Source organism: Streptomyces sp. NBC_00122 (assembly GCF_045160845.1).
GTDB lineage: Bacteria > Actinomycetota > Actinomycetes > Streptomycetales > Streptomycetaceae > Streptomyces.
In genome coordinates this window covers 2,817,355-2,841,490 of record NZ_CP108191.1, presented here as the reverse complement: position 1 = coordinate 2,841,490, position 24,136 = coordinate 2,817,355, and the positions used below count along the sequence as shown (strand labels likewise).

Annotated in this window: 23 protein-coding genes; 8 read left to right on the top strand and 15 right to left on the bottom strand. The window is 71.1% G+C overall.

Features of this window, described 5'->3' with window-relative positions; translation table 11 throughout:
• The first annotated feature begins 63 nt into the window (after window positions 1-63).
• Window positions 64-792 carry a phosphatase PAP2 family protein gene (locus OG737_RS13360; protein WP_328926416.1) on the top strand — a complete coding sequence of 243 codons (729 nt, stop codon included), beginning with the start codon at window positions 64-66 and terminating at the stop codon, window positions 790-792.
• A gap of 166 nt (window positions 793-958) precedes the next feature.
• Here OG737_RS13360 and OG737_RS13355 read toward each other — a convergent pair whose 3' ends face one another.
• Entirely contained in the window at window positions 959-1,213 is a 255-nt protein-coding gene (locus OG737_RS13355) for a hypothetical protein (protein ID WP_328926415.1), read from the bottom strand.
• Between the two features lie 455 nt (window positions 1,214-1,668).
• On the opposite strand from OG737_RS13355, the gene OG737_RS13350 reads away from it, so the two are divergent.
• A complete protein-coding gene (locus OG737_RS13350; protein ID WP_405921548.1) occupies window positions 1,669-2,502 on the top strand; it encodes a hypothetical protein in 834 nt (277 codons plus the stop codon).
• A 120-nt stretch (window positions 2,503-2,622) separates the two neighbouring features.
• Window positions 2,623-2,820, top strand: a complete 198-nt coding sequence (locus OG737_RS13345) for a hypothetical protein (RefSeq protein ID WP_328926413.1) — start codon at window positions 2,623-2,625, stop codon at window positions 2,818-2,820.
• A 22-nt stretch (window positions 2,821-2,842) separates the two neighbouring features.
• On the opposite strand, the gene OG737_RS13340 is transcribed toward OG737_RS13345, so the two are convergent.
• Window positions 2,843-3,157: a metal-sensitive transcriptional regulator gene (locus tag OG737_RS13340; RefSeq protein WP_030009310.1), complete on the bottom strand. Its 315-nt coding sequence runs from the start codon at window positions 3,155-3,157 to the stop codon at window positions 2,843-2,845.
• A 216-nt stretch (window positions 3,158-3,373) separates the two neighbouring features.
• Here OG737_RS13340 and OG737_RS13335 point away from each other — a divergent pair, with 216 nt between their 5' ends.
• Together OG737_RS13335 and OG737_RS13330 are read left to right on the top strand one after the other, a co-directional pair.
• Complete coding sequence (locus tag OG737_RS13335) at window positions 3,374-3,994, top strand: DUF47 domain-containing protein (RefSeq protein WP_008742369.1); 621 nt, start codon at window positions 3,374-3,376, stop codon at window positions 3,992-3,994.
• Window positions 3,995-3,999: 5 nt separating this feature from the next.
• On the top strand, window positions 4,000-4,998 hold the full coding sequence (locus tag OG737_RS13330; protein ID WP_328926412.1) for an inorganic phosphate transporter: 999 nt from the start codon (window positions 4,000-4,002) through the stop codon (window positions 4,996-4,998).
• Window positions 4,999-5,235: 237 nt separating this feature from the next.
• On the opposite strand, the gene pstB is transcribed toward OG737_RS13330, so the two are convergent.
• From pstB to mshD, 7 genes are all read right to left on the bottom strand, one after another.
• Window positions 5,236-6,012: a phosphate ABC transporter ATP-binding protein PstB gene (pstB, locus tag OG737_RS13325; protein ID WP_328926411.1), complete on the bottom strand. Its 777-nt coding sequence runs from the start codon at window positions 6,010-6,012 to the stop codon at window positions 5,236-5,238.
• A gap of 30 nt (window positions 6,013-6,042) precedes the next feature.
• Window positions 6,043-7,125 carry a phosphate ABC transporter permease PstA gene (gene pstA, locus OG737_RS13320; RefSeq protein ID WP_405679595.1) on the bottom strand — a complete coding sequence of 361 codons (1,083 nt, stop codon included), beginning with the start codon at window positions 7,123-7,125 and terminating at the stop codon, window positions 6,043-6,045.
• Window positions 7,125-8,114, bottom strand: coding sequence for a phosphate ABC transporter permease subunit PstC (pstC, locus tag OG737_RS13315; RefSeq protein ID WP_328926409.1), 990 nt, complete (start codon window positions 8,112-8,114; stop codon window positions 7,125-7,127). The genes pstA and pstC overlap by 1 nt, the downstream gene beginning before the upstream one ends.
• 136 nt (window positions 8,115-8,250) lie before the next feature.
• On the bottom strand, window positions 8,251-9,387 hold the full coding sequence (gene pstS, locus OG737_RS13310; protein ID WP_328926408.1) for a phosphate ABC transporter substrate-binding protein PstS: 1,137 nt from the start codon (window positions 9,385-9,387) through the stop codon (window positions 8,251-8,253).
• 244 nt (window positions 9,388-9,631) lie between these two features.
• A complete protein-coding gene (locus OG737_RS13305) occupies window positions 9,632-10,579 on the bottom strand; it encodes a CHAD domain-containing protein (protein ID WP_405921547.1) in 948 nt (315 codons plus the stop codon).
• On the bottom strand, window positions 10,560-12,839 hold the full coding sequence (locus OG737_RS13300) for an RNA degradosome polyphosphate kinase (RefSeq protein ID WP_328926406.1): 2,280 nt from the start codon (window positions 12,837-12,839) through the stop codon (window positions 10,560-10,562). The genes OG737_RS13305 and OG737_RS13300 overlap by 20 nt, the downstream gene beginning before the upstream one ends.
• Window positions 12,840-13,134: 295 nt before the next feature.
• The gene (mshD, locus tag OG737_RS13295) at window positions 13,135-14,067 is read right to left on the bottom strand and encodes a mycothiol synthase (protein WP_328926405.1); all 933 of its coding nucleotides are present in this window, start codon (window positions 14,065-14,067) and stop codon (window positions 13,135-13,137) included.
• 169 nt (window positions 14,068-14,236) lie between these two features.
• Between mshD and OG737_RS13290 the strand changes: the two genes are divergently transcribed.
• Window positions 14,237-16,051 carry a bifunctional metallophosphatase/5'-nucleotidase gene (locus OG737_RS13290; RefSeq protein WP_405679599.1) on the top strand — a complete coding sequence of 605 codons (1,815 nt, stop codon included), beginning with the start codon at window positions 14,237-14,239 and terminating at the stop codon, window positions 16,049-16,051.
• A 114-nt stretch (window positions 16,052-16,165) separates the two neighbouring features.
• Here OG737_RS13290 and OG737_RS13285 read toward each other — a convergent pair whose 3' ends face one another.
• Window positions 16,166-16,951, bottom strand: a complete 786-nt coding sequence (locus OG737_RS13285; RefSeq protein WP_328926403.1) for an alpha/beta hydrolase — start codon at window positions 16,949-16,951, stop codon at window positions 16,166-16,168.
• A gap of 123 nt (window positions 16,952-17,074) precedes the next feature.
• Between OG737_RS13285 and OG737_RS13280 the strand changes: the two genes are divergently transcribed.
• Together OG737_RS13280 and OG737_RS13275 are read left to right on the top strand one after the other, a co-directional pair.
• Window positions 17,075-17,644, top strand: a complete 570-nt coding sequence (locus tag OG737_RS13280; protein ID WP_405921546.1) for a TetR/AcrR family transcriptional regulator — start codon at window positions 17,075-17,077, stop codon at window positions 17,642-17,644.
• Window positions 17,645-17,722: 78 nt separating this feature from the next.
• Complete coding sequence (locus OG737_RS13275) at window positions 17,723-18,598, top strand: phosphatidylinositol-specific phospholipase C (protein WP_405921545.1); 876 nt, start codon at window positions 17,723-17,725, stop codon at window positions 18,596-18,598.
• On the opposite strand, the gene OG737_RS13270 is transcribed toward OG737_RS13275, so the two are convergent.
• From OG737_RS13270 to OG737_RS13250, 5 genes are all read right to left on the bottom strand, one after another.
• The gene (locus tag OG737_RS13270; protein ID WP_328926400.1) at window positions 18,578-20,017 is read right to left on the bottom strand and encodes a HAMP domain-containing sensor histidine kinase; all 1,440 of its coding nucleotides are present in this window, start codon (window positions 20,015-20,017) and stop codon (window positions 18,578-18,580) included. The two genes, OG737_RS13275 and OG737_RS13270, sit on opposite strands and share 21 nt — an antisense overlap.
• A gap of 5 nt (window positions 20,018-20,022) precedes the next feature.
• The gene (locus OG737_RS13265) at window positions 20,023-20,757 is read right to left on the bottom strand and encodes a response regulator transcription factor (RefSeq protein WP_328930329.1); all 735 of its coding nucleotides are present in this window, start codon (window positions 20,755-20,757) and stop codon (window positions 20,023-20,025) included.
• 51 nt (window positions 20,758-20,808) lie between these two features.
• Window positions 20,809-21,993 carry a S1C family serine protease gene (locus tag OG737_RS13260; RefSeq protein ID WP_405921544.1) on the bottom strand — a complete coding sequence of 395 codons (1,185 nt, stop codon included), beginning with the start codon at window positions 21,991-21,993 and terminating at the stop codon, window positions 20,809-20,811.
• Window positions 21,994-22,132: 139 nt separating this feature from the next.
• On the bottom strand, window positions 22,133-23,155 hold the full coding sequence (locus tag OG737_RS13255) for a LacI family DNA-binding transcriptional regulator (RefSeq protein WP_328926398.1): 1,023 nt from the start codon (window positions 23,153-23,155) through the stop codon (window positions 22,133-22,135).
• A gap of 23 nt (window positions 23,156-23,178) precedes the next feature.
• Window positions 23,179-24,006, bottom strand: coding sequence for a response regulator transcription factor (locus OG737_RS13250; protein WP_328926397.1), 828 nt, complete (start codon window positions 24,004-24,006; stop codon window positions 23,179-23,181).
• Window positions 24,007-24,136 lie beyond the last annotated feature (130 nt).

The window sequence follows — 24,136 nt, the reverse complement described above, 5'->3', positions numbered from 1 at the left end:
AAGGGGCGCACACCGGCGTGCGCCCGCAGGCGAACCACGGCAAGGGCAAGGGGCCGCATCACCATGGCTGGACTCACAACCGGTGGGCCGAACGTGGATGTCAGCCTGCTGTACGAGATCAACGGAGCGGCCCGGCACGCCCCGGACTGGCTGGACCGGATCGTGGTCCTGGCCGGTGAGTACGGGATCCCGCTGGCCCTGGTGCTCCTGATCCTCTGGTGCTGGCACGGTGCCCGCCACCAGGACGAGAGCACGGCCGTGGAGTCCTTCGCCGCGCTGGTCTGGGCCCCGCTGGCCGCCGGGCTGGCGCTGCTCGTGAACGCGCCGCTGCGCGAACTGGTCGGACGGCCACGGCCGTTCCTCCAGCACGAGGGCCTGCAGGTGCTCGAACCCGCCCTCGGCGCCCACCTCGCGCGGCCGGAGTTCTCCTTCGTCAGCGATCACGCCACCCTCGCGATGGCCCTGGGCGTCGGCCTGTTCGTGGCCAGCCGCAGGCTCGGCCTGATCGGGATCGGGCTGGCCTTCGCCGAGGGGGTGTGCCGTGTGTACACGGGCGTCCACTACCCCACCGACGTGATCGGCGGGTTCGCGCTCGGCACCGCCGTGGTCCTGGTCCTCGCGCCGCTCGCGATGGCGCTGCTGACCCCGGTGGTGCGGGCGGTGGCCGGATCGCCGCGCCTGGGCCGACTCGTACGCGCCAAGGGCCGGACCTGGCCCCGGCCCGTCGGCCTGGCCCAGCCGCAGACCCCGCCGGCCGGGCAGCGCACGCACGAGAACGACCTCGCCGCCTGAAGCCCCCGGCCGCCGGTCCCCTGAAGTACTGATGTCCCGGCCTGTCCGCGGGCCGTTCAGGCGTGGGCGTACGACTTCCATACGGCGAGCAGCAGGGCCGCCAGCAGGCACAGCCCCGCCACCCCGAAGCAGATCCGCACCGCCGTAGGACGATTCCTGGGGGGCGTCACGGGTCGCCGCCCTCGACGCGCCGCCTACCCGCCCCGTCCGCGCCGTCGCCGCGGCGGTGGTGGGAGCGCAGCCATAGCCCGGTGGCCACGGCCGCCACGGTCGTCAGCCCGATGGCCAGGGCCACATCGCCCGGTCCGTCCGCCGAGCCCAGGGGCCGGGCCCAGGCCGTGGCGGCCGTGGCCCCCAGGATGTCGAGAGCGATGAGCAGGGCCCAGAGGAGGGCCGCGGGGCGGGCTGCGGGTCCTGACATGAGTCAAGGGCATCCGCTGCGCGGGGCCCCGGCCAGCCGGAGCCGTCCGAACGGGCGACCCCCGCCCTCGCCCGCTACCCCGCTGTGTGCCGGGAGGCGTCCCTGCGCGCCAGATCGCGGGAGCGGCGGGCCGGCCCGGTCCATCCGCAACTGCAGACGGCCAGGCAGAACGAGCCGCGTTCGGCGGTGGAGGTGGAGTGTCCGGTGGGCTGCTGCGGCGGCTGGGATGGCGGCGCCGAGCCTCCCGGGGCGGGCCGCGGCGGCTGGAGCGGCACGGAGAAGGCAAGCGGAGGAGGCAGCGTCGCTTCGGTGTGCGTTTCCACTCCACCACCGTACCCGGGCCGGACGCGGGCCGGGGAGGTGTTCGGGCCGTGACGGGAAACCCCTGACCTCGTTAAGCGGAGCGGGTGGGGGCCTCGGGCAAGCAGCGGTCACGCGTTGGGGGTTGGCAGGCGATGGTGGTTCACCAGCACAGGCGGCCGCGCGGACGTGCGGGTGAGGCGCTGCTCGCCGCCGGGGTCACCCTGGCGGTCACGGCGCTGAGCGGCTGCGCGGTCGGCGGCGCGAGCGACGACCGGCCCCCGGCGGACGCGGCGGCGGTGGTCCGCGGGGCCGCCGACGTGCTCGCGAGGACGGGCAGCGCCCAGGCCCGTACGGCCATGGAGATGGCCACCGGCGGCACGCGGGTCACCATCCGCGGCGAGGGCGGGGTCGACTTCAAGAACCGGATGGGCCAGCTGCTGGTCATGCTGCCGGCCGACGTGAAGGGCAAGGCCGAGCACCGGCCCATCACCGAGCTGCTGGTGCCGGGCGCGCTCTACATGAAGAACCGGGGCGCGGGCGTTCCCGACGACAAGTGGGTCCGGGTCGACACGACGGCCCTCGCCGACGGGAACCTGGTCACGGGCGGAGCCACCGATCCGCTGATCGCGGCCGAGCTGCTGCGGGGCGCGCGGGAGGTCACGTACGTCGGGGAGACCGAGGTGGCCGGCACCAAGGTGCGGCACTACCGGGGGACCACCGACATCGGGCGGGCCGCGGGGAGCGCGTCACCGGAGGCCAGGGGCGCACTGGAGGCGGCGGCGAAAGGGTTCAGCACGGACACCGTTCCGTTCGACGCGTACCTGGACGAGGAGGGGCGGCTGCGGAAGGTCCGCCACCGCTTCACGTACGTCAACAATGGCGTGATCGATGTCTCGTCGACCACGCTGCTGTACGGATTCGGGACGCCGGTGACCGTCGTATTGCCCGCAAGCGGGGACATTTACGCCGGGAAGATCGCCGAGTAGCGGGGGTGGGCCGGGGCGGGCGGCGCGATCGGGTCATGGCCGGGTATCCGGAAATGGTCCATCCGTGTCATGTGCCGGATGCCCCGTCCTCCCTACGCTGAGAAGCCGAGCGCGCGGCGAATGACGACCGAAGACCGAAGACGGCTGATTGAGGTGACACGCGTGACTCCCGCAGGCGGTACGACGGTGCAGGACCACGTGGCGCTCGCCGAGATCGAACTGTGTGGTGAGCTGATCATCGCGGCGTCGACGGCGGCCGAGGAGCGGTTGAGCCAGGACCGGATCGACGAGATTCTGATGGGTATCTGGTCCGGCTGACGCGCTGCTGCCCGGGGCCGGATCAGGTGCGCAGGAGGCGGGCGATGGCCTTGGTGGCCTCCTCCACCTTCGCGTCGATCTCGGTGCCGCCCTTGACGGCGGCGTCGGCGACGCAGTGGCGGAGGTGTTCTTCCAGCAGTTGGAGCGCGAAGGACTGGAGCGCCTTCGTGCTCGCCGAGACCTGGGTGAGTATGTCGATGCAGTAGACGTCCTCGTCGACGAGCCGTTGGAGGCCGCGGATCTGGCCCTCGATCCGGCGCAGCCGCTTGAGGTGCTCGTCCTTCTGGTGGTGGTAGCCGTGGACGGCTCCGGAGCCCTCCGCTTCGATGGTCGTCATGCTTCCTCCCGTGGTCGGAACGATCGGTGCACACCTCGGTACACACCTGGCGCATACCCCTCGTGGGTATAGGGTACTGGGCCGCGCCGCGAGGGACAGGGGCCCGTGGTCCTCACTCTGCCCGATGGAGGACACTGGTGAACCGCCGGTTAGCCGTGGCCGGGGGATACGCCTAGCATCAGCCTGACCGAATCCAATGCACCCCGAGGACCTCACGTGCGATTTCGTCTGACCCCCAGGGAGACGAGCTTCTACGACATGTTCGCCGCATCCGCGGACAACATCGTCACGGGCTCCAAGCTCCTGATGGAACTGCTCGGAGCGGATTCCTCCGCCCGGGCCGAGATCGCGGAGCGGATGCGGGCAGCGGAACACGCGGGGGACGACGCGACCCACGCGATCTTCCACCAGCTGAACTCCTCCTTCATCACGCCGTTCGACCGCGAGGACATCTACAACCTGGCCTCCTCGCTCGACGACATCATGGACTTCATGGAGGAGGCGGTCGACCTGGTCGTCCTCTACAACGTGGAGGAGCTCCCCAAGGGCGTCGAGCAGCAGATCGAGGTGCTGGCGCGCGCGGCCGAGCTGACCGCCGAGGCGATGCCGCACCTGCGGACTATGGACAACCTCACCGAGTACTGGATCGAGGTCAACCGCCTCGAGAACCAGGCCGACCAGATCCACCGCAAGCTGCTCGCCCAGCTCTTCAACGGCAAGTACGACGCCATCGAGGTGCTCAAGCTCAAGCAGATCGTCGACGTGCTCGAAGAGGCGGCCGACGCGTTCGAGCACGTCGCGAACACGGTGGAGACCATCGCGGTCAAGGAGTCCTGAACCTCGTGGACACCTTTGCTCTGGTCGTGACCATCGGTGTCGCGCTCGGTTTCACATATACGAACGGTTTTCACGACTCGGCGAACGCGATCGCGACGTCCGTCTCGACGCGGGCGCTGACCCCGCGCGCGGCGCTCGCGATGGCCGCCGTGATGAACCTCGCCGGCGCCTTCCTGGGCAGCGGGGTGGCCAAGACGGTCAGCAGCGGCCTGATCGAGACGCCCACGGGCGCCACCGGCATGTGGATCCTCTTCGCGGCGCTGGTCGGCGCGATCGTCTGGAACCTGATCACCTGGTACTTCGGTCTGCCCTCGTCCTCCTCGCACGCGCTGTTCGGCGGCATGGTGGGCGCGGCACTGGCCGGCGGCACGGAGGTGATCTGGTCGGGCGTGCTCGACAAGGTCGTCATCCCGATGTTCGTCTCGCCCGTCGTCGGTCTGGTCGTCGGGTACCTGGTCATGGTCCTCATCCTGTGGATGTTCCGCCGGTCCAACCCGCACAAGGCGAAGCACGGCTTCCGTATCGCGCAGACGGTGTCGGCGGCCGCCATGGCGCTCGGCCACGGCCTCCAGGACGCGCAGAAGACGATGGGCATCGTCGTGATGGCGCTGGTCATCGCCGATGTGCAGACGTCCGAGGACGCGATCCCGGTCTGGGTCAAGATCGTGTGTGCCGTGATGCTGTCGCTGGGTACGTACGCGGGCGGCTGGCGCATCATGCGCACCCTCGGCCGCAAGATCATCGAGCTGGACCCGCCGCAGGGCTTCGCGGCCGAGACCACGGGCGCCTCGATCATGTTCGGTTCGGCGTTCCTCTTCCACGCGCCGATCTCCACCACCCACGTGATCACCTCGGCGATCATGGGTGTGGGCGCCACCAAGCGCGTGAACGCGGTCCGCTGGGGCGTCGCCAAGAACATCGTCCTGGGCTGGTTCATCACGATGCCGGCCGCGGCCGTGGTCGCCGCGCTGTGCTTCTGGGTCGTGGACCTGGCGTTCGTCTAGCCGGAGCTGCCCCCTGCCGGGGGTCCGGGGGGTGTCCCCCGGGGGATGCGGTACCACGATGCCGGCCGCGGCCGTGGTCGCCGCGCTGTGCTTCCGGGTCGTGGACCTGGCGTTCGTCCAGCCCCTGAACGAAAGCGGGCCGGCTCCCCCCACCCAGGGGGAGCCGGCCCTTTCTTTTTCTTTCGCCTTGCGGTGGCACCGCCATGCAGCACCGCAGGACGTCTGTGACCTCGGGGTTTAGCCGAAGCGGCCCGAGATGTAGTCCTCGGTGGCCTGGACGGACGGGTTCGAGAAGATCCGGTCCGTGTCGTCGATCTCGACGAGCTTGCCGGGCTGGCCGACCGCGGAGAGGTTGAAGAAGGCGGTGCGGTCCGAGACGCGGGCCGCCTGCTGCATGTTGTGCGTCACGATGACGATCGTGAAGCGCTCCTTGAGCTCGCCGATAAGGTCCTCGATCGCGAGGGTGGAGATCGGGTCGAGGGCCGAGCAGGGCTCGTCCATCAGCAGGACCTGCGGCTCGACCGCGATGGCGCGGGCGATGCACAGACGCTGCTGCTGGCCGCCGGAGAGGCCGGAGCCCGGCTTGTTCAGACGGTCCTTGACCTCGTTCCAGAGGTTGGCGCCCTTGAGGGACCGCTCCACGATGTCCGTGAGCTCGGACTTCTTGAAGCTGCCGTTCAGGCGCAGGCCCGCCGCCACGTTGTCGAAGATCGACATGGTGGGGAAGGGGTTCGGGCGCTGGAAGACCATGCCGACGGTGCGGCGGACCGCGACCGGGTCCACGCCGGCGCCGTACAGGTTCTCGTCGTCCAGGAGCACCTTGCCCTCGACGCGGCCACCGGGGGTGACCTCGTGCATGCGGTTGAGGGTGCGCAGGAAGGTGGACTTGCCGCAGCCGGAGGGGCCGATGAAGGCGGTCACGGAGCGGGGCTCCACGGTCATCGATATGTCATCGATGGCCTTGTGGGCGCCGTAGAAGGCGGACAGTCCGCTGACGTCGATTCGCTTCGCCATGAGGGGTCACTTCGCTTTCATACAGTCGCGTCAGCGACCGGTCTTCGGGGCCTTCCAGCGGGCGATACCGCGGGCCACCAGATTGAGGATCATGACGAAGGCGATCAGGACGAGCGCTGCGCCCCATGCCCGGTCGTAGGAGGCTTCACTGCCGACCTTGTACTGCTCCCAGATGTACAGCGGGAGCGAGGACTGCGCGCCTTCGAAGGGGTTGCCGTTGATCAGCTGGGTACCGAAGACCAGCAGCATGATCGGCGCGGTCTCACCGGCGATGCGGGCCACGGCCAGCATGACACCGGTGGCGATGCCGCCGATGGCGGTGGGGAGCACGACCTTGAGGATCACGCGCCACTTCGGTACGCCGAGGGCGAGGGCGGCCTCGCGCAGCTCGTTCGGGACGAGCTTGAGCATCTCCTCGGTGGAGCGGACCACGACGGGCATCATCAGGATCGACAGGGCCATGGCGCCGGCGAAGCCGGAGGGGCCGAAGCCGAGCATCAGGTTCCAGGTCGTCAGGATGAACAGGCCCGCGACGATGGAGGGGATGCCGGTCATGACGTCGACGAAGAAGGTCACGGCCTTGGCGAGCGGGCCCCGGCCGTACTCGACCAGGTAGACGGCGGTCAGCAGGCCGATCGGAGCCGCGATCAGGGTGGCCAGGGCGACCTGTTCGATGGTGCCGAGCAGGGCGTGGTAGACGCCGCCGCCCTCGTCGAAGCTGGTCACGCCGTTCATGGAGTGACTGAGGAAGTTCCCGTCGAGCATCTTGAGGCCGCGGCTGATCGTGGTCCACATCAGCGAGAGCAGCGGGATGACGGCGAGGACGAAGCAGACCCACACCAGGGAGGTCGCGATGCGGTCCTTGGCCTGACGCCGGTTCTCGATCACCGCGCTCGCGGTGTACGTGATGACGACGAACAGGACGGCCGCGAGCAGGCCCCACTGGACCTTGCTCTGCAGGCCGAAGGCGAGGCCGATGCCGATGCCGAGGGCGATCGAGAGGGCCGCGATGCCGGTCGGTGCCCAGCGGGGCAGGCCGCCTCGCGTGAGGCTGGCGGGGGCGGCGGACTTGGGGGCCCGTGCGGGCCGCTGGTCCTGGAGTGCGTGGCTCATCAGGCGTTCGCCCCCGAGAAGTCCTTGCGGCGAGCGATGATCAGGCGAGCTGCACCGTTGACCAGCAGGGTGAGCAGGAAGAGGACCAGACCCGAGGCGATCAGCGCGTCCCGGCCGAACTCGTTGGCCTCGTCGAACTTCGCGGCGATGTTCTGCGCGAAGGTGCCGCCGCCCGGGTTCAGGACGTGGAACGAGATCAGGAAGCTCGGGGAGAGGACGGTCGCGACGGCCATGGTCTCGCCGAGTGCGCGGCCGAGGCCGAGCATCGAGGCGGAGATGACACCGGAGCGGCCGAAGGGCAGCACCGACATCCGGATGACCTCCCAGCGGGTCGCGCCGAGGGCCAGGGCGGCCTCCTCGTTCATGCGCGGGACCTGGAGGAAGACCTCGCGGCTGACGCTGGTCACGATCGGCAGGATCATGATCGCGAGCAGGATGCCGACGGTGAAGAGCGAGCGGGCGACGCCGACCTGGGTCTTGTCGAAGACGTACGTCCAGCCCAGGTACTCGTCGAGCCAGAGGTTCAGGCCGTTCAGCTGCGGGACGAGGAAGAGGGCGCCCCAGATGCCGTAGATGATCGACGGCACGGCGGCCAGCAGGTCGACCACGTAGGCGAGGGGCGCGGCCAGCTTGCGCGGCGCGTAGTGCGAGATGAACAGGGCGATGCCGACAGCGATCGGAACCGCGATGGCCATCGCGATGATCGAGCTGACGACGGTGCCGAAGAGCAGGACGGCGATGCCGAAGACGGGCGGGTTGGCCGACGCGTTCCAGTCGAAGGTGGTGAGGAAGTTCCCCTCGTTCTTCGACAGCGCGATCGAGGCGCGGTAGGTGAGGAAGGCGGCTATCGACGCCATGATCACCAGGAGCAGGATGCCGGATCCCTTGGAGAGCCCGGAGAAGATCTTGTCACCGGCGCGGCCGGTGGACCTTCCGCTCTTGGCGACGGGCGGAGCCGCGTCTGTCTGGGTGGGTGTGGTGGAAGCCATGGTCTTTCCGGTCTGTGTGGGGGGCAGGCCCCCTGGCGGCGATGCACCGGATTCGCCCCCACCGGGTGAAGTGGGGGAGGGCCCCCGAGGTGTCGGCTGCCCGGACGGGGGCGGGCCGACACCTCGGGGTCAGGATTTAGCCCAGCGACTTGATGACTTCGCGGACCTTGGCGTTGATCTCGGCCGGGATCGGCGCGTAGCCGTTCTCGAGGAGGACCTTCTGGCCCGCGTCCGAGGCGGTGTAGTTCAGGAAGGACTTGACGGTCGGGAGCGTCTCGGCCTTGTTGCCCTTGTCGCAGACGACCTCGTACGTCACCAGGACCAGCGGGTAGGCACCCTCGGCCTTGGTGGTGTAGTCGAGCTTCAGCGCCAGGTCGGAGCCGGTGCCGGCGATCTTGGCGGCGGCGATGGCCTTGGAGGCGTTCTCACCGGTGGCCTTGACCGGGGCGGAGGCGCCCGTGTTCAGGTCGACCGTCTTGATGCCCTGCGAGCTGGCGAAGGAGAGCTCGAAGTAGCCGATCGCACCGTCGACCTGCTTGACCTGGGCGGCGACACCGGCGGAGCCGGAGGCGGCCTGACCACCCTGGGCAGCCCACTTCTTGGCGGGCTCGAGCGGCCAGGCGTCGGGCGCGGCGGCCTTGAGGTACTTGGTGACGTTCTCGGTGGTGCCCGAGTCGTCGGAGCGGTGGAACGCCTGGATGGCGGTGGAGGGAAGCGTGACGCCCGGGTTCAGCTTCTTGATCGCCTCGTCGTCCCACTTCTTGATCTTGTCGTTGAAGATGTTGGCGACCGTGGCGGCGTCGAGGTTCAGCTTGTCCACACCGGCGACGTTGAAGCCGAGGGCGATGGGGCCGCCGACCATCGGCAGGTCGATGCCCTGGCCACCGGTGCAGACCTTCTTCGACTCCTCGACCTGCTCCGGCTTCAGCGCCGAGTCGGAGCCGGCGAAACCGACGGTGCCCTGGTTGAAAGCGACGATGCCCTCACCGGAGGAGGAGGACTTGTAGTTCACCTCGACGCCGGAGCAGGCGGCCATGTAGTTCTTCACCCACAGCTCGACCGCGTTCTTCTGCGCGGAGGAGCCGGACGCCAGGAGCTTGCCCTTGGCATCGTCGCACTTGATGTCGCCCGCGGCGGCCGCGGAGGGCTTCGTCGTGCCGTCGGCGGTCTTGGTGTTGTCGTCCGAGCCGCACGCCGTGAGGACCAGGGCGCCGGACACGACAAGCGCACCGAGGGCGGAGGCACGAAGCATGTTCTTGCGCTGAAGCTTCACTTTCGGGTGTTCCTTCCAGAAGCCGCCGGCCGCTTTCTGGATCGGGGCGGCGTGCGAAGAGGACTGCGTCGGTTGCCCGGGTGAGCCGCTGTTCCGTTCGGCGACCCGCTCCGTGCACGACTGAAATTAGGCAGAACAGGTGAAGCGGCCGACCGGGGAGAGTGAACGGATGGTGAACCGTGGCGGACGACCCGGTGCGTTCCGGCGGCTCCATACACAGGCGTCATCATCCGTTACCCTGCCGTTATCTCGGCGTGACCGCGGGCTCAGGGAGCCAGATCTGCCGGAAATCGAAGCGCGCGGCCCCGGCCTCGTGGCGCTGGTCCGCGTGCAGGACGCCCAGGGCGTACGCCGTGGCCGGGGTGATGCGGGGGGTGCGCGCCGCGGTCGCCGAGGCGGCCGCCGCCTCGGCCGCGTCGCGGTGGCGGTCCAGGGCCTCGCCCGCCGCCGCGGCCCGCGTCACGTCCTCGCCCAGGGCTTCCCGGGCGTAACGGTGGACCCGCAGGAGGCGGCGTACCTCGTGCCAGCGGCCGTCGTGGTCCGCGTTGTACGGGTGCGTGTCCTCGGCCGGCGGCAATGTCGTGACCGCGGCCGACAGGCGGGTTTCGGCCACTGCCGCGAGGGGGACCAGGACGTCGTCCACCCGCCCCCGGGCCGCGACCACGTTCAACGGGACCTCGGAGGCGAGTACCGCGACCGCGTCCGCCACCGCGTGGAAGCGGGCGGAACCGAGTGCCTGGAGCGTGGCCGAGTGGGAGCGGGTCCGGGCCAGGGTCAGCTGGCGCTCCAGCAGCGCGCCCGCCCGTGCCGAGCCCACCGTGAGCGCGCCGGCCGAGCCGCGCGGCGCCGGGACCTCGGAGCTCCCCGACAGCCGGTGCAGCGCGTCCATCAGCCGGTCCAGCCGGGCGGCGTACGCGTGCTCGTCGGCCAGGGTCGAGGACAGCCACACCAGCTCGGTGCGCAGTCCGTCCGCCCAGGAGGACTCGGTCACCACCCGGAAGGTGGCCAGGGATCCGCTGATCCGGCGCGCAGCCCCCCGCAGGCTGCGCGCCGCATCACTGCCCTCCGCGGCATCCGCCCCGCTTTCCTCGTGCAGGCGCAGCCCGCGGAGGAAAGCGGTGGCCTGGGCGCGCAGGTACGCGCCGAGCACGTCACCCGCGCATGCCGTCGATTCATGGTTTGGCTGAGCCACGCCGGCGCCTCCGGGCGTCTATGAGCATCTCCTGTACGTGCCGCAGCGGCTGGCCTTCCGCGTCCGTGCTGTGCCGGGTCCACTCGCCGTCCGGGCCCAGGTGCCAGGAGGAGGTGGCGTCGGACATCCCGGTTTCCAGCATCCGGTCCAGGGCCGCGCGGTGGGCCGGGTCGGCGACCCTGACCAGTGCCTCGATACGACGGTCGAGGTTGCGGTGCATCATGTCGGCGCTGCCGATCCACACCTCGGGCTCGCCGCCGTTGCCGAAGGCGAAGACCCGGGAGTGCTCCAGGAAGCGGCCGAGGATCGAGCGGACCCGGATGTTCTCCGAGAGCCCGGGGACTCCGGGGCGCACCGCGCAGATGCCGCGGACCCAGATGTCGACCGGGACGCCCGCCTGCGAGGCCCGGTACAGCGAGTCGATGAGGGCCTCGTCGACGATCGAGTTCATCTTCAGGCGCACGTAGGCGGGGCGGCCGGCCTGGTAGTGGGCGGTCTCCTTGTCGATCCGGGCTATCAGCCCGTCGCGCAGCGAGCGCGGCGCCACCATCAGCCGGCGGTAGGTCTCGCGGCGCGAGTAGCCGGACAGCCGGTTGAACAGGTCGGAGAGGTCCGCGCCGACCTGCGGGTCGGCGGTGAGCAGGCCGAGGTCCTCGTAGAGCCGGGCGGTCTTGGGGTGGTAGTTGCCGGTGCCCACGTGCGAGTAGCGGCGCAGCGTGTCGCCCTCCTGGCGGACCACGAGCGACAGCTTGCAGTGGGTTTTGAGGCCCACCAGGCCGTAGACGACGTGGCAGCCGGACTCCTCCAGCTTGCGGGCCCATTTGATGTTGGCCTGCTCGTCGAAGCGGGCCTTGATCTCGACCAGTACGAGGACCTGCTTGCCGGAATCGGCGGCGTCGATCAGGGCGTCCACGATCGGGGAGTCGCCGGAGGTCCGGTACAGCGTCTGCTTGATCGCGAGGACGTCCGGGTCGGCCGCGGCCTGCTCCAGGAAGGCCTGCACCGACGTGGAGAAGGAGTCGTACGGGTGGTGCAGCAGCACGTCCCGCTCGCGCAGCGCGGCGAAGATGTCCGGCGCGGACGCGGACTCGACCTCGGCCAGGTCCCGGTGGGTGCCGGCGATGAACTTGGGGTACTTCAGCTCGGGCCGGTCCAGGGAGGCGATCCCGAAGAGCGCCGTCAGGTCCAGCGGGCCGGGCAGCGGGTACACCTCGGAGGCGTTGACCTTCAGCTCCTGCACCAGGAGGTCCAGTACGCCCGGGTCGATGGACTCCTCGACTTCCAGGCGCACGGGCGGGCCGAAGCGGCGCCGCATGAGCTCCTTCTCCAGGGCCTGGAGGAGGTTCTCGGCGTCGTCCTCCTCGACCTCCAGGTCCTCGTTGCGGGTCACCCGGAACATGTGGTGCGCGAGCACCTCCATGCCGGGGAACAGCTCCTCCAGGTGCGCGGCGATGACGTCCTCCAGCGGGACGTACCGGTGCGGGGAGGCCTCCAGGAAGCGGGAGAGGAGCGGCGGGACCTTGACGCGGGCGAAGTGGCGGTGGCCGCTGACCGGGTTGCGCACGACCACGGCCAGGTTCAGGGAGAGGCCGGAGATGTACGGGAACGGGTGCGCGGGGTCCACGGCCAGCGGGGTCAGCACCGGGAAGATCTGGTTGCGGAACAGCGTGAAGAGGCGGGCCTGCTCCTTCTCGGTGAGGTCCGGCCAGCGGATGAGGTGGACGCCCTCCTCGGCCAGCGCCGGGGAGATGTCCTGCTGGAAGCAGGCGGCGTGGCGGGCCATGAGCTCGCGCGAGCGGGTCCAGATGAGGTCCAGCACCTCGCGGGGCTGCAGGCCGGAGGCCGAACGGGTGGCGACGCCGGTCGCGATGCGCCGTTTGAGGCCTGCCACGCGGACCATGAAGAACTCGTCGAGGTTGCTCGCGAAGATCGCCAGGAAGTTGGCGCGCTCCAGGAGCGGGGTCGTCGGATCCTCGGCGAGTTCCAGCACCCGCTCGTTGAAGGCCAGCCAGCTGCGCTCGCGGTCCAGGAAGCGGCCGGGCGGGAGCTCGCCGCCGTCCTTGTCGTCGTAGGCGTCCAGGTCGGCGTCGAGATCGGGCTCGAGATCGACGTGCGGGCGGTGCGCGGAGATGGAGCCTATCCGCGCGTGTGCGCCGGTGACGGCCGTGTTGCCTGCGGCCGTGTTGCCTGTGGCGCCGGACGTGTGAGACGGGTGCTGGGCGGGGACCTCGGTGGGGCCTGCGCTGGACTTGTGGCTCATGACTCCATTCTTCCGCGCAAGCGGGAGGACAGGCGCGTCGGAAGTGTCGGCCGTCAGTCGGAGTCGGGGGTACATGCGGGGAGGGTCGCAAGCGCGTCTGAATGCCCGGTTAATGGCGTGTGGCTTCCCGGGTCTGCCGGGGTGCACGACTGCGTCCTGGCGGGCGTGGGGCGTGCCGGAGCGTGTGCCGGTGCGGCGCTGTCGCCGCGGGCGCCGCCCCCGGACCCTCCCCCGGGCTCCGGGGGACCTGCGGGGACGGGCCCGGGCGGGGCCGGATCCGGCGCCGCGGCACCGCTCAGCTCTCCGTGCGGTACATCAGGTCGACCTCGTGGGTGGTGAAGCCGAGGCCCTCGTAGACGGCGAGGGCCGCCGGGTTGTCAGCGTCCACATACAGCATCGCCGTCGGCAGGCCCGCCGCGGCGAGGTGGCGCAGGCCGATCGCCGTGAGGGCCTTGCCGAGGCCGCCGCCCTGGGCGCCGGGGCGTACGCCGACCACGTAGACCTCGCCCAGCTGCTCGGCCGTGTGGATCTTCGTCCAGTGGAAGCCGACCAGCTCTCCCTCGCGCTCGGCGAGGAAGAAGCCCTTGGCGTCGAACCACGGCTGGGCGATCCGGTCGCCCAGGTCCCGCTGGGTCAGCGCGCCCTGCTCGGGGTGGTGGGCGAAGGCGGCCGCGTTCGCCGCGAGCCAGGCCGCGTCGTCGGTGCCGGGCACGAAGGTCCGTACGGTGACACCCGCCGGGAACACCGGCTCCGGCAGCGGGCCCGCGTCCGGGCCGAGCGGCCGGCGCAGCTGGCGCAGCTCGCGGAAGAGGGTCAGGCCGAGCACCTGGGCCAGGTGCCGGGCGGCCGACTTGCCGCCGTGGGCCCACACCCGGATCCGCTTGCCGGAGGCGGCCAGCAGGGCCGTGCCGAGCGCCCGTCCGTGGCCCCGCCCGCGCAGCGCCGGGTGGATGACGAGCTCGGCGGCCGGGGCCTCCACCGGGTCGGTGTCCTCCAGTTGCCCGTATCCGGCGAGCCGGCCGCTCTCGGTGAGCAGGAAGTGCCGGATGCCCTCGCGCGGCCCTCCGCGCAGCTGGAGCCGCCCCTGCTCGGACACGGCCGTGGTCCCGTCGGTACGCGCCGCGTCCTCGATCAGGGCGAGCACGGCTTCTGCCTGTTCTTCCGTCAGCTCGTCGAGGGTCTCGATCTGCCGTCCCGGCTCCAGGGCCGCTGCTGCTGCGTCAGTCATACCCCGAGCCTACGACCGCCGGGGGTGCATGGCGGAGTGCGCCCCAGCGGCGATCCGTCTTCTGCGCGTAACCAGCTCGATACCGGCTACCCCCTGTCGTGCTACGCGCGTTGACAATAGGCTGCGGCGGACCTCCCAAGTTTGTCTCGCTGTCCGCAAAGGGGAATAAATGTCAGCGACGCCACAACGGCACCTCCGCGCCCGCCGGTTGACCCTCACCGCCCTCGCCGTCACGGCCGGGGCCGGGGCGATGGTCGCCGCCGCACTGCCGGCCGGAGCCGCGAGTGGTGGCGGTGCCGCCAAGAGCCGGACCGTCGACGTGCAGCTGCTGTCGTTCAACGACTTCCACGGCACGCTCGAGCCCCCGCAGGGCTCCTCCGGCAATGTGACCGAACGTCAGGCCGACGGCACCACCAAGGCCATACCCGCGGGCGGGGTCGAGTACCTCGCGACCAGCCTGCGCGAAGCCCGCAAGGGCCACGAATACTCCGTCACCGCAGCGGCCGGTGACATGATCGGCGGCAGCCCGATGCTGTCCGGTCTCTTCCACGACGAACCCACCGTCGAGGCGCTGAACAAGCTGAAGCTGGACGTCACCAGCGTCGGTAACCACGAGTTCGACGAGGGCAAGACCGAGCTGCGCCGCATGGCGTACGGCGGCTGTCACCCGGTCGAGGGCTGCTTCGAGATGGGCAAGGAGTTCACGGGCTCCGAGTTCAAGTACCTCGCCGCGAACGTCACGGACGAGAAGACCAAGCGTCCGCTGATGAACCCCACCTTCATCTGGAAGAAGGGGGACGTGAAGATCGGCTTCATCGGCGTCACCCTTGAGGGCACTCCGGACGTCGTGACCGCCGAGGGCGTCAAGGGCCTCAAGTTCGGCGACGAGGTCGAGACGATCAACAAGTACGCCGCCGAGCTGAACAAGCAGGGCGTGAAGTCGATCGTCGCGCTGATCCACGAGGGCGGTCTGCCCGCGAGCGGTGCCTACAACTACGACTGCGACGCCCCGGGCGCCGGCGCCGGCATCTCGGGCGCGATCGTGGACATCGCCAAGAACGTGGACCCGAAGGTCGACGCCCTGGTGACCGGCCACACGCACCAGGCGTACGCCTGCAACATCCCCGACCCGGCGGGCAACCCGCGCATGGTGACCTCGGCCGCCTCCTACGGCCGGCTGTTCACGGACACCGCCCTCACCTACGACCGGCAGACCAAGGACATCGTCCGTACGCCGGTCAGCGCGCCCAAGCCGGTCAACAAGGTCGTCACCCGGGACCAGCCCAAGGCCGCGGACATGACCGAGCTGATCCAGCGCTGGAGCGCGCTGGCGGCGCCGGTCGCCAACCGCCCGCAGGGCTTCATCTCCGCGGACATCCCGGGCCGCGGCTCGGAGGCGTACGAGAAGCCGCTGGGCGACCTGATCGCCGACGCGCAGCTCGAAGCGCTGGCTCCGGCAGACAAGGGCGGCGCGCAGCTGGCCATCATGAACCCGGGCGGCATCCGTGCCGACCTCGCGTACAAGGCCTCGGGGGCCGAGGGCGACGGTGTCGTGACGTACGGCGAGTCCTACACGGTCCAGCCGTTCAACAACCTGATGAACATCGTGGACCTGACCGGCGCGCAGCTGATCACCGCGCTCCAGCAGCAGGTCAGCGGGCCGGTCAACGGTCCGAACCCGAAGATCCTGCAGGTGTCGAAGGGCTTCACCTACACCCTGGACATGACGAAGACGGGTACGGACCGCATCGTCGTGGACTCGGTGAAGCTGAACGGCGCGGCGATCGACCCCGCCAAGACCTACCGGGTCGCGATGAACGAGTTCCTCGCGGGCGGCGGTGACGGCTTCACCGTCCTGAAGGAGCACAAGAACAAGCTGGTCGGCGCGCCCGACCTGGAGTGCTTCAACGCCTTCCTGGCGAAGTCGACGGCGACGAGCCCGATCGCCCCGCCGGCGCCGGGCCGGATCACGGTCGTCAAGTAACACCCGCGTACAGCACGCCCGGAGGGGCGGTGGGCCCGTCGGCCCGCCGCCCCTCCGGCTTTCCCGCTCCGTACCCCGCTCCGCACCCCCGTACCGGAGCGGTCGGACGGGCGGTCAGAGGGCCGACAGGAACGCCGCGACGGCCTCGTGGACGCCCTGCGGGTCGGTGAAGGGCACGAAGTGGTCCCCGTCCAGCGGGGTGTACGAGGTCTTGGGGCGCCGTGTGACCATCGCGTCGGCCGTGCCCTGCGGGAGGCCCTGGCTGCGGGTCCCGTGGATCAGTACGGCCGGGCAGGTGCTCGCGAGCCAGGCGTTCCAGTGGTCGCCGCGGCAGGCCTCGATGGAGTCGAGCATGTCCTGCGGGTGGAACGGCAGCCGCCAGCCCTCGCCGGAGGGGAGCGGGCGCAGGGCCTGGGCGACGAACAGGGAGCCCACGGGCCCGGCCGCGCCGAGGAGTTCCTCGCGGGTGGGCGCGGTGTACCGCATGCCGCGGAGGAAGCCGAAGAGGGCCCCCTCGGTGTTCGGGTTGATCTCGACGCCGGCGTCGATGCCGATGAGGGCCGCGATCCGGCCGGGGTGGGCGGCGGCCAGGTGGTAGGCGTTGAGCCCGCCGAGGGAGTAGCCGAGGAGGGCTACGGGGGCGTCGAGGCCCAGGTGGTCGAGCAGGGCGACGGCGTCGCCGACGTAGCCCTCGCGGGTGTACTCGGGGGCGCGGTCGGAGTCGCCGTGGCCGCGCTGGTCGGGGGCGATGACCCGCCAGGTGTCGCCGAGGTGCTCGGCCAGGCCGGCGAAGGCGAGGCCCTCGGACATCCCGCCGTGCAGGGCGAGCAGCGGGCGGCCGGTGCCGCCGAAGTCCACGTAGGACAGCGTGCGGTCGTCGATCTTCAGCTCGTGGCGCATGGCGTTGCTCTCCCCTGGGCGCTGGTCGGTGGGTCGGTCATCAGCTTGCCAGGAGTTGGGCAAGCGCGCAATACGATCGTCTAGCGCGCTTGCCCAAAAGGGGGGCGCGGATACGATCCCGGCATGGGAAATCGCGAGGACCTGCTGGCCGGAGCCCGGCGCTGCCTGGAGGAGAAGGGCTATCTGCGCACGACCGTGCGCGATATCGCCACGGCCTCGAACGTGAGCATGGCCGCGATCGGCTACCACTTCGGATCGCGCGACGCCCTGCTCAACCAGGCGCTGTTCGACGCCATGGAGGAGTGGGCCGCCGGGTCGGGCCGGCTGCGCGGACAGGGGGACACCGCCGAGGAGCGGTACGCCGACACCTGGGACCGCAAGATCCGGGACTTCGGCGAGATGCGCTGGCTCTGGACCGCCTCCGTCGAAGCCTTCGTGCACGCGCAGTCCCAGCCGGAGCTGCTCGCGATCCTGGCCGAGGGGCAGCGGCGCAACCGGCGCATGGTGGCCGCCGTGCTGGCCGGGGTGTCCGAGGAGGAGGTCACCGAGGAGGACGTACGCGCCCTCGGCTCGCTGCACATCGCGCTGCTGACCGGGGTGATGGTGCAGAGCCTGACCGACCCGGAGCAGGCCCCGAACGGCCGTGAGCTCGCCCAAGGGCTGCGCAGGATGGCCGAGTTGCTAGAAAGCTGACCTCTACCGACGGGTAGTAAAGCCCGGTGCCGCACGCCATAATCCGGTGCCACCAACCGGGTCGGCAAAGGGGCGGGCATGGCACTGGATCGTCGGGCATTTCTGATCGGAGCGGCCGCGGCGGGCGCGGGGGCGGTGATCGGGACGGCGGTGGCGACGCCCGCCGCCGCCGGCACGCTGGGCACCCAGGACTGGATGGCGGGTCTGGCCGACTCCACCGCCCTCCAGCGGATGACCATCCCCGGCACGCACGACTCCGGCGCCCGCCAGGGCGGGCTCTACGTCGCCTGCCAGAACACCTCGATCGCCGAACAGCTCGACTCGGGCATCCGGTTCCTCGACGTCCGCTGCCGCGTGGCGGGCGGCTCCTTCGCCATCCACCACGGGTCCTTCTTCCAGAACCTGATGTTCGGCGACGTGCTCGTGGCCTGCTGGAACTTCCTCGCCGCGCATCCCACCGAGACCGTGCTGATGCGGCTCAAGCAGGAGTACTCGACGGACAGCGACGCCACCTTCCGCGCCGTCTTCGACGACTACCTCGACCACCGCGGCTGGCGCCCGCTGTTCCGGATCGCCGACACCCTGCCCTCGCTCGGCCAGGCCCGCGGCAAGGTCGTCCTGCTCGCGGACAACGGCGGCCTGCCCGGCCTGCGCTACGGGGACGGCAACGTCTTCGACATCCAGGACGACTGGAACGCCGAACCGTTCGCCAAGCGCGGCAAGATCGAGAACCACTTCCGCAAGGCCGTCCAGCAGCCCGGCAAGCTCTTCGTGAACTACACCAGCACCTCGGCGTACATGCCGCCCCGCTGGAACTCCGACCGGCTGGGCCCGCAGGTCCACGCCTTCGTCGACGGCGGGGAGCTGGCCGGCCGGACCGGGCTCGGGATCGTCCCGATGGACTTCCCGAACACCCGCTCCGGCCTCGTCGCCTCACTGATCCGGCACAACTGACGGCTCGGGCGGCGGCGGCGTCGGCGCCCCCGGGATGCGGAGCACCGCCTCCGTGCCCGGGCCGCCGCCGGCCGCCGCCCGCAGCTCGGCGCTCCCGCCCGCGCGTGCCACCGTACGGGCCACGATCGACAGGCCCAGGCCGCTGCCGGGCAGGGCACGGGCCGACGGGGAGCGCCAGAACCGCTCGAAGACGTGCGGCAGGTCCTCGGCCGGGATGCCCGGACCGTGGTCCCGTACGGTCAGCTCGCCGGCCCGCAGCGTCACCTCGACCGCGCCGCCCGGCGGGCTGAACTTCACCGCGTTGTCCAGGACGTTGACCACGGCCCGCTCCAGGGCCGCCGCCTCGCCCCGTACGTACCAGGGCTCCAGGGCGGAGCTGAAGCTCAGCTCCGGACCGCGCAGCCGGGCCCGGGACAGAGCGGCCCCGGCGATCTCGTGCAGGGCCACCACCTGGAGCGGGCCCGGGGACACGGCGTCCGGGCGGGACAGCTCCTGGAGGTCCCCGATCAGCGCGGCCAGCTCCGTCATCTGCGCCTTGACCGAGGCCAGCAGCTCCCTGCGGTCGTCGGGCGGGATGGCCCGGCCGGTCTCCTCGCTGCGCGCGAGCAGCTCGATGTTCGTACGGAGCGAGGTGAGGGGGGTGCGCAGCTCGTGCCCGGCGTCCGCGATCAGCTGCGCCTGGCGCTCCTGGGAGGAGGCCAGGGCCGCCGTCATCGAGTTGAAGGACCGCGACAGGCGGGCGATCTCGTCGTCGCCCTCGTCGGGGATCCGTACGGTCAGGTCCTCGGTCCGGGCGATGTGCTCGACGGCGCCGGTGAGTTCGTCGACCGGCCGCAGCCCCGTACGGGCCACCCACAGCCCGGCCGCGCCCGCGCCGAGGACGCCTATGCCGGAGACGAACAGCAGGATCCAGGCCAGGGTGGACAGCGGCTTGTCGATGTCGGCGAGCGGCTTGGCGACCGCGATCGCGAAGAGCGGGCCGCCGGGCTGGGCCCGCGCGGGGATGGTGTAGACGCGCATGCCGACGCCGTCGTCCGTGGTCTCGTCGTGCAGGACCCGGCCGAGGCGTCCGGCCGCCACGTCCTTGTCGGTCTGGGTGACCGGCAGGTCGGTCCGGCCGCTCACCCAGCAGTGACTGCCGTCGGCGGCGAGGATCTGGACCGTCGGGTTGAGGTTTCCGGCGATGTCCGGCTGAGCCTGGGCCGGCGGCGACGCACAGCCCTGGTTCAGGCGGCGGACCACCTGCTCGCTCGGGTTCGTCGCCCGCAGGGACTGGTCCAGCTGGTTGCGGAGCTGGGTGCGCACCATCACCCAGGACACCGCCGCGACCGCGGCCACCGCGAGCGCCACCGCCACCGTGACCAGCAGCGCCAGGCGGGAGCGCAGCGGGAGGGCGCGGAATCTGGCGGCCGGGTTCATGCGGCTCACTCGGGCCCGCTCTCGCCGGCGCGCAGGACGTAGCCCACCCCGCGCACGGTGTGGACCACGCGCGGCTCGCCGCCGGCCTCGGTCTTGCGGCGCAGGTACATCACGTAGACGTCCAGGGAGTTGGAGCTCGGCTCGAAGTCGAAGCCCCAGACGGTCTTGAGGATCTGTTCGCGGGTCAGGACCTGGCGCGGGTGCGCGAGGAACATCTCCAGCAGGGTGAACTCGGTACGGGTCAGCTCCACCGGGCGCCCGGCCCGGGTGACCTCGCGGGTCGTGAGGTCCATGCGCAGGTCGCCGAAGGTCAGCGCGTTCTCGTGGGCCACCTCGCCGGCCTGCGGGACGGCGTAGGAGCTGCGGCGCAGCAGGGCGCGGACGCGGGCGAAGAGCTCGTCGAGCTCGAAGGGCTTGACGAGGTAGTCGTCGGCGCCCGCGTCGAGGCCGGTGACGCGGTCGCCGACGGTGTCGCGGGCGGTGAGCATCAGGACCGGGGTGACGCTGCCTGCGGCGCGCAGCCTGCGGGCCGCCGTGAGGCCGTCCATCCGGGGCATCTGGATGTCCAGGACGATCAGGTCGGGGGCGTACGAGTCCGCCGTGTCGAGGGCGTCGAGCCCGTCGACGGCGGTCTGTACGGCGTACCCCTCGAAGGCGAGGCTGCGGCGCAGGGCCTCGCGTACGGCCGGCTCGTCGTCCACGACGAGGATCCGCTGCTGGTCGCCTTCGGCCGGATTCATCTCGGTCCCCCAGGGGTGGTTTTCGGGTGGCACGTACCAGGATCCAGGGTCTCAGTAGGAGGTGCCGAAGCCGTTGGCGGCGCTGCCGGAGCGGCTGCTCCCGGAGCCCGTGCCGGTGCCGGTGCCGCCGGGGCCGCCCTTGCGGAGGGAGTCCAGGTCGGCCTTGATCGTGTTGACCGGGATGGCGAAGCCGAGGCCGACGCTGCCGGCGGTGGAGCTGTCGCCGGCCGGGGAGTAGATCGCGGAGGGCATGCCCACGATCTCGCCGTTCAGGTTGACGAGGGCGCCGCCGGAGTTGCCGGGGTTGAGGGAGGCGTCCGTCTGGATGGCCTTGTACGAGGTGGTCTCCGACCCCGTGTTCCCGTTGAACTGCTGTCCGTCGTACGAGAACGGCCAGCCGCCGTTGCCGCCCTGGCGCTGCGGCGACCGCTGCTCGGACTTCGGGACGTTCACCTCGCGGTCGAGTGCGGAGACGATGCCGCTGGTGACCGTGCCGGTGAGGCGGTCGGGGGAGCCGATGGCGACGACCTGGTCGCCGACCTTCAGGCTGCCGGAGTCGCCGAGCTTGGCGGCCCGGAGACTTCCCCCTAGGCCTTCGGCCTGGGAGGTACCCCCAGCGCCCTCCAGCTTGATCAGGGCCAGGTCCTTGCCCGGGTCGGTCCCGACGATCTTGGCCTTGTACTTCTTGCCGTCGCTCATCGTCACCTGGATCTCGGTGGCGCCGCTGACGACGTGGTTGTTGGTGACGACCTCGCCGTCGGCGGTGACGACGATGCCGGAGCCGGTGCCCTGGCCGGAGCCGGTGCGGGTGTCGATGCGGACCACGGAGGGGCTGACCTGCTCGGCGACGCCGGCGACGGTGCCGTTGCTGGACTGCGAGACGTTGGTGCCGTTGACGCCGCGGCCCCCGGCGGCGTCGTGGGAGCCCATCAGCTGCTGGACGGCGGCCGCGGTGCCGCCGCCGACCACGGCCGCGGCGAGGGCGACGGCGGCGAGCAGCGCGACCGGCCGCTTGGCGCGGGGGGCGGCGTGCGTCGCGGGGACCTGGGCCGTCGGGGCCGCCGGGACGGTCTCCCCCTGGATGACGACCGGGGGCTGGTGAGCCTCGTGCCACCCCGGCGCGGCGGGCGGGTACACGGGCGGCGGCGGGTAGCCGCCTGCCGCGGCGCCCTGCGCCGGCCGGGTCGGGCGGTTCTCCTGCGGGTACTCGCCTTCGCGGCGGAAGCTGTCGGTCATGGTGATGACTCTGTCCGCGGTTCATGAGAGCTTCCTGAGTCCCCGCTGAGAAGCCCGACAGAACCGCGTATGCCCGATATGAATCCCGGCGGAGGTGCCCGGCGCCGACCGGGCCGGGCATGCCGTCCGGCTCGACGCCCTAACGGCAGCCGCAGGACCGGCGGATCACCAGCGCCGACGGGAACTGCTTGAGCCGTTCCCGGCGGGAGCCGGCCACGCGCAGGGCGTCGTCCAGGACCAGGTCCACCGCCGCGCGGGCCATGGCCGGGCGGTCCGAGGCGATGGTGGTGAGGGGCGGGTCCGTCAGGGCCGCTTCCTTCACGTCGTCGAAGCCGGCGACGGCCAGCTCCCCGGGCACGTCGATCCGCAGCTCGCGCGCGGCCCGCAGCACGCCGATGGCCTGGTCGTCCGTGGCGCAGAAGATCGCCGGCGGGCGGTCCGGGCCGGACAGCACCTCCAGGGCCACGGTGTAGGCGTCGTAGCGGTTGTACGGGGCCTCGAAGAGCCGGCCCTCCACCGAGCGGCCGGCCTCCAGCATCGCCCGCCTCCAGCCCTCGACGTGGTCCGCGACCGGGTCGCCGACCGACGGGGTGTTCTCGACCCCGCCGATGCATGCCACGTACGCGTGCCCGTGCTCCAGCAGGTGCCGGGTCGCGAGCTGCGCGCCGCCGATGTCGTCGGTGATCACCGCGACGTCGTCGATGGCCTCGGGGCGTTCGTGCAGCAGCACGATCCGGGCGTCCCACGCCTCGATCTCCGACGCCGCGCGCTCGCTCATGCCCTGGCTGACCAGGATCAGGCCCGAAACCCGCATCCCGAGGAAGGCCCTCAGGTAGTGGACCTCGCGCTCGTCGCGGTAGTCGGAGTTCCCGACGAGCACCATCTTTCCGCGCTCGGCGGCGGCCTGCTCGACCGCGTGCGCCATCTCCGCGAAGAACGGCTGACGGGCATCGGGGACGATCATGCCTATGAGATCGGTGCGCCGCGAGGCCATCGCCTGGGCGACCCGGTCCGGGCGGTAGCCCAGATCCTTGATCGCGGCGAGGACACGCTCGCGCGTGGCCGGGGCAACCGGCCGGGGTCCGTTGTTGATGACGTAGCTCACGACGGCGGTAGAGGTACCCGCAAGTCGCGCCACGTCATCCCGCGTCACCTTGGCCACGCGCGAAGTCTACGCGGGGTGACCTACCTCTGGGCAGGGCGTCCTGCCGACTGGATGCTCACAGGGTCTTCCGCCGACTGGGTGACGGCCGCCCCGGTCTGCGCGCCCGTTTGCGCGCCCGTCTGTGCGGCGGCCTTCGCCGCTGCCTTCGCCGCCGCCTCCGCCGCGGCCCGCTCGACCTTCTCCGGCGTGACGAAGCGGTAGCCGACGTTGCGGACCGTGCCGATCAGCGACTCGTGCTCGGGACCGAGCTTCGCGCGCAGCCGCCGTACGTGCACGTCGACCGTCCGGGTACCGCCGAAGTAGTCGTAGCCCCACACCTCCTGCAGCAGCTGGGCCCGGGTGAAGACCCGGCCCGGGTGCTGCGCGAGGTACTTGAGCAGCTCGAACTCCTTGAAGGTGAGGTCCAGCACCCGCCCCTTGAGCTTGGCGGAGTACGTCGCCTCGTCCACCGACAGGTCGCCGTTGCGGATCTCCATGGGGGAGTCGTCCGAGCCCAGCTGCTGGCGGCCGGTGGCCAGCCGCAGCCGCGCCTCGACCTCGGCGGGGCCGGCGGTGTCCAGGAGTACGTCGTCGATGCCCCAGTCGGCGGTGACGGCCGCGAGGCCGCCCTCGGTGACGACGAGGATGAGGGGGCAGCCCGGCCCGGTGGAGCGGAGCAGCTGGCACAGCGACCGCACCTGCGGCAGGTCGCGGCGGCCGTCCACGAGGATGACGTCGGCACCCGGGGTGTCCACGAGGGCCGGGCCCTCGGCGGGGGCCACCCGCACGTTGTGCAGGAGCAGGCCGAGGGCGGGCAGCACTTCGGTGGACGGCTGCAGGGCGTTGGTCAGCAGCAGGAGTGAGCTCATGCCCGACCACCCCGCCCGGTGCCGGTCGGTCGGTCGAACACGGTTCGCTGGTCCATCACGTCGGTTCCTCCTCGGTCCCGTCGAGGACGTGCGCGGTACTGCTTCGTACGTGGTGCGTCTGTGCGGTGTC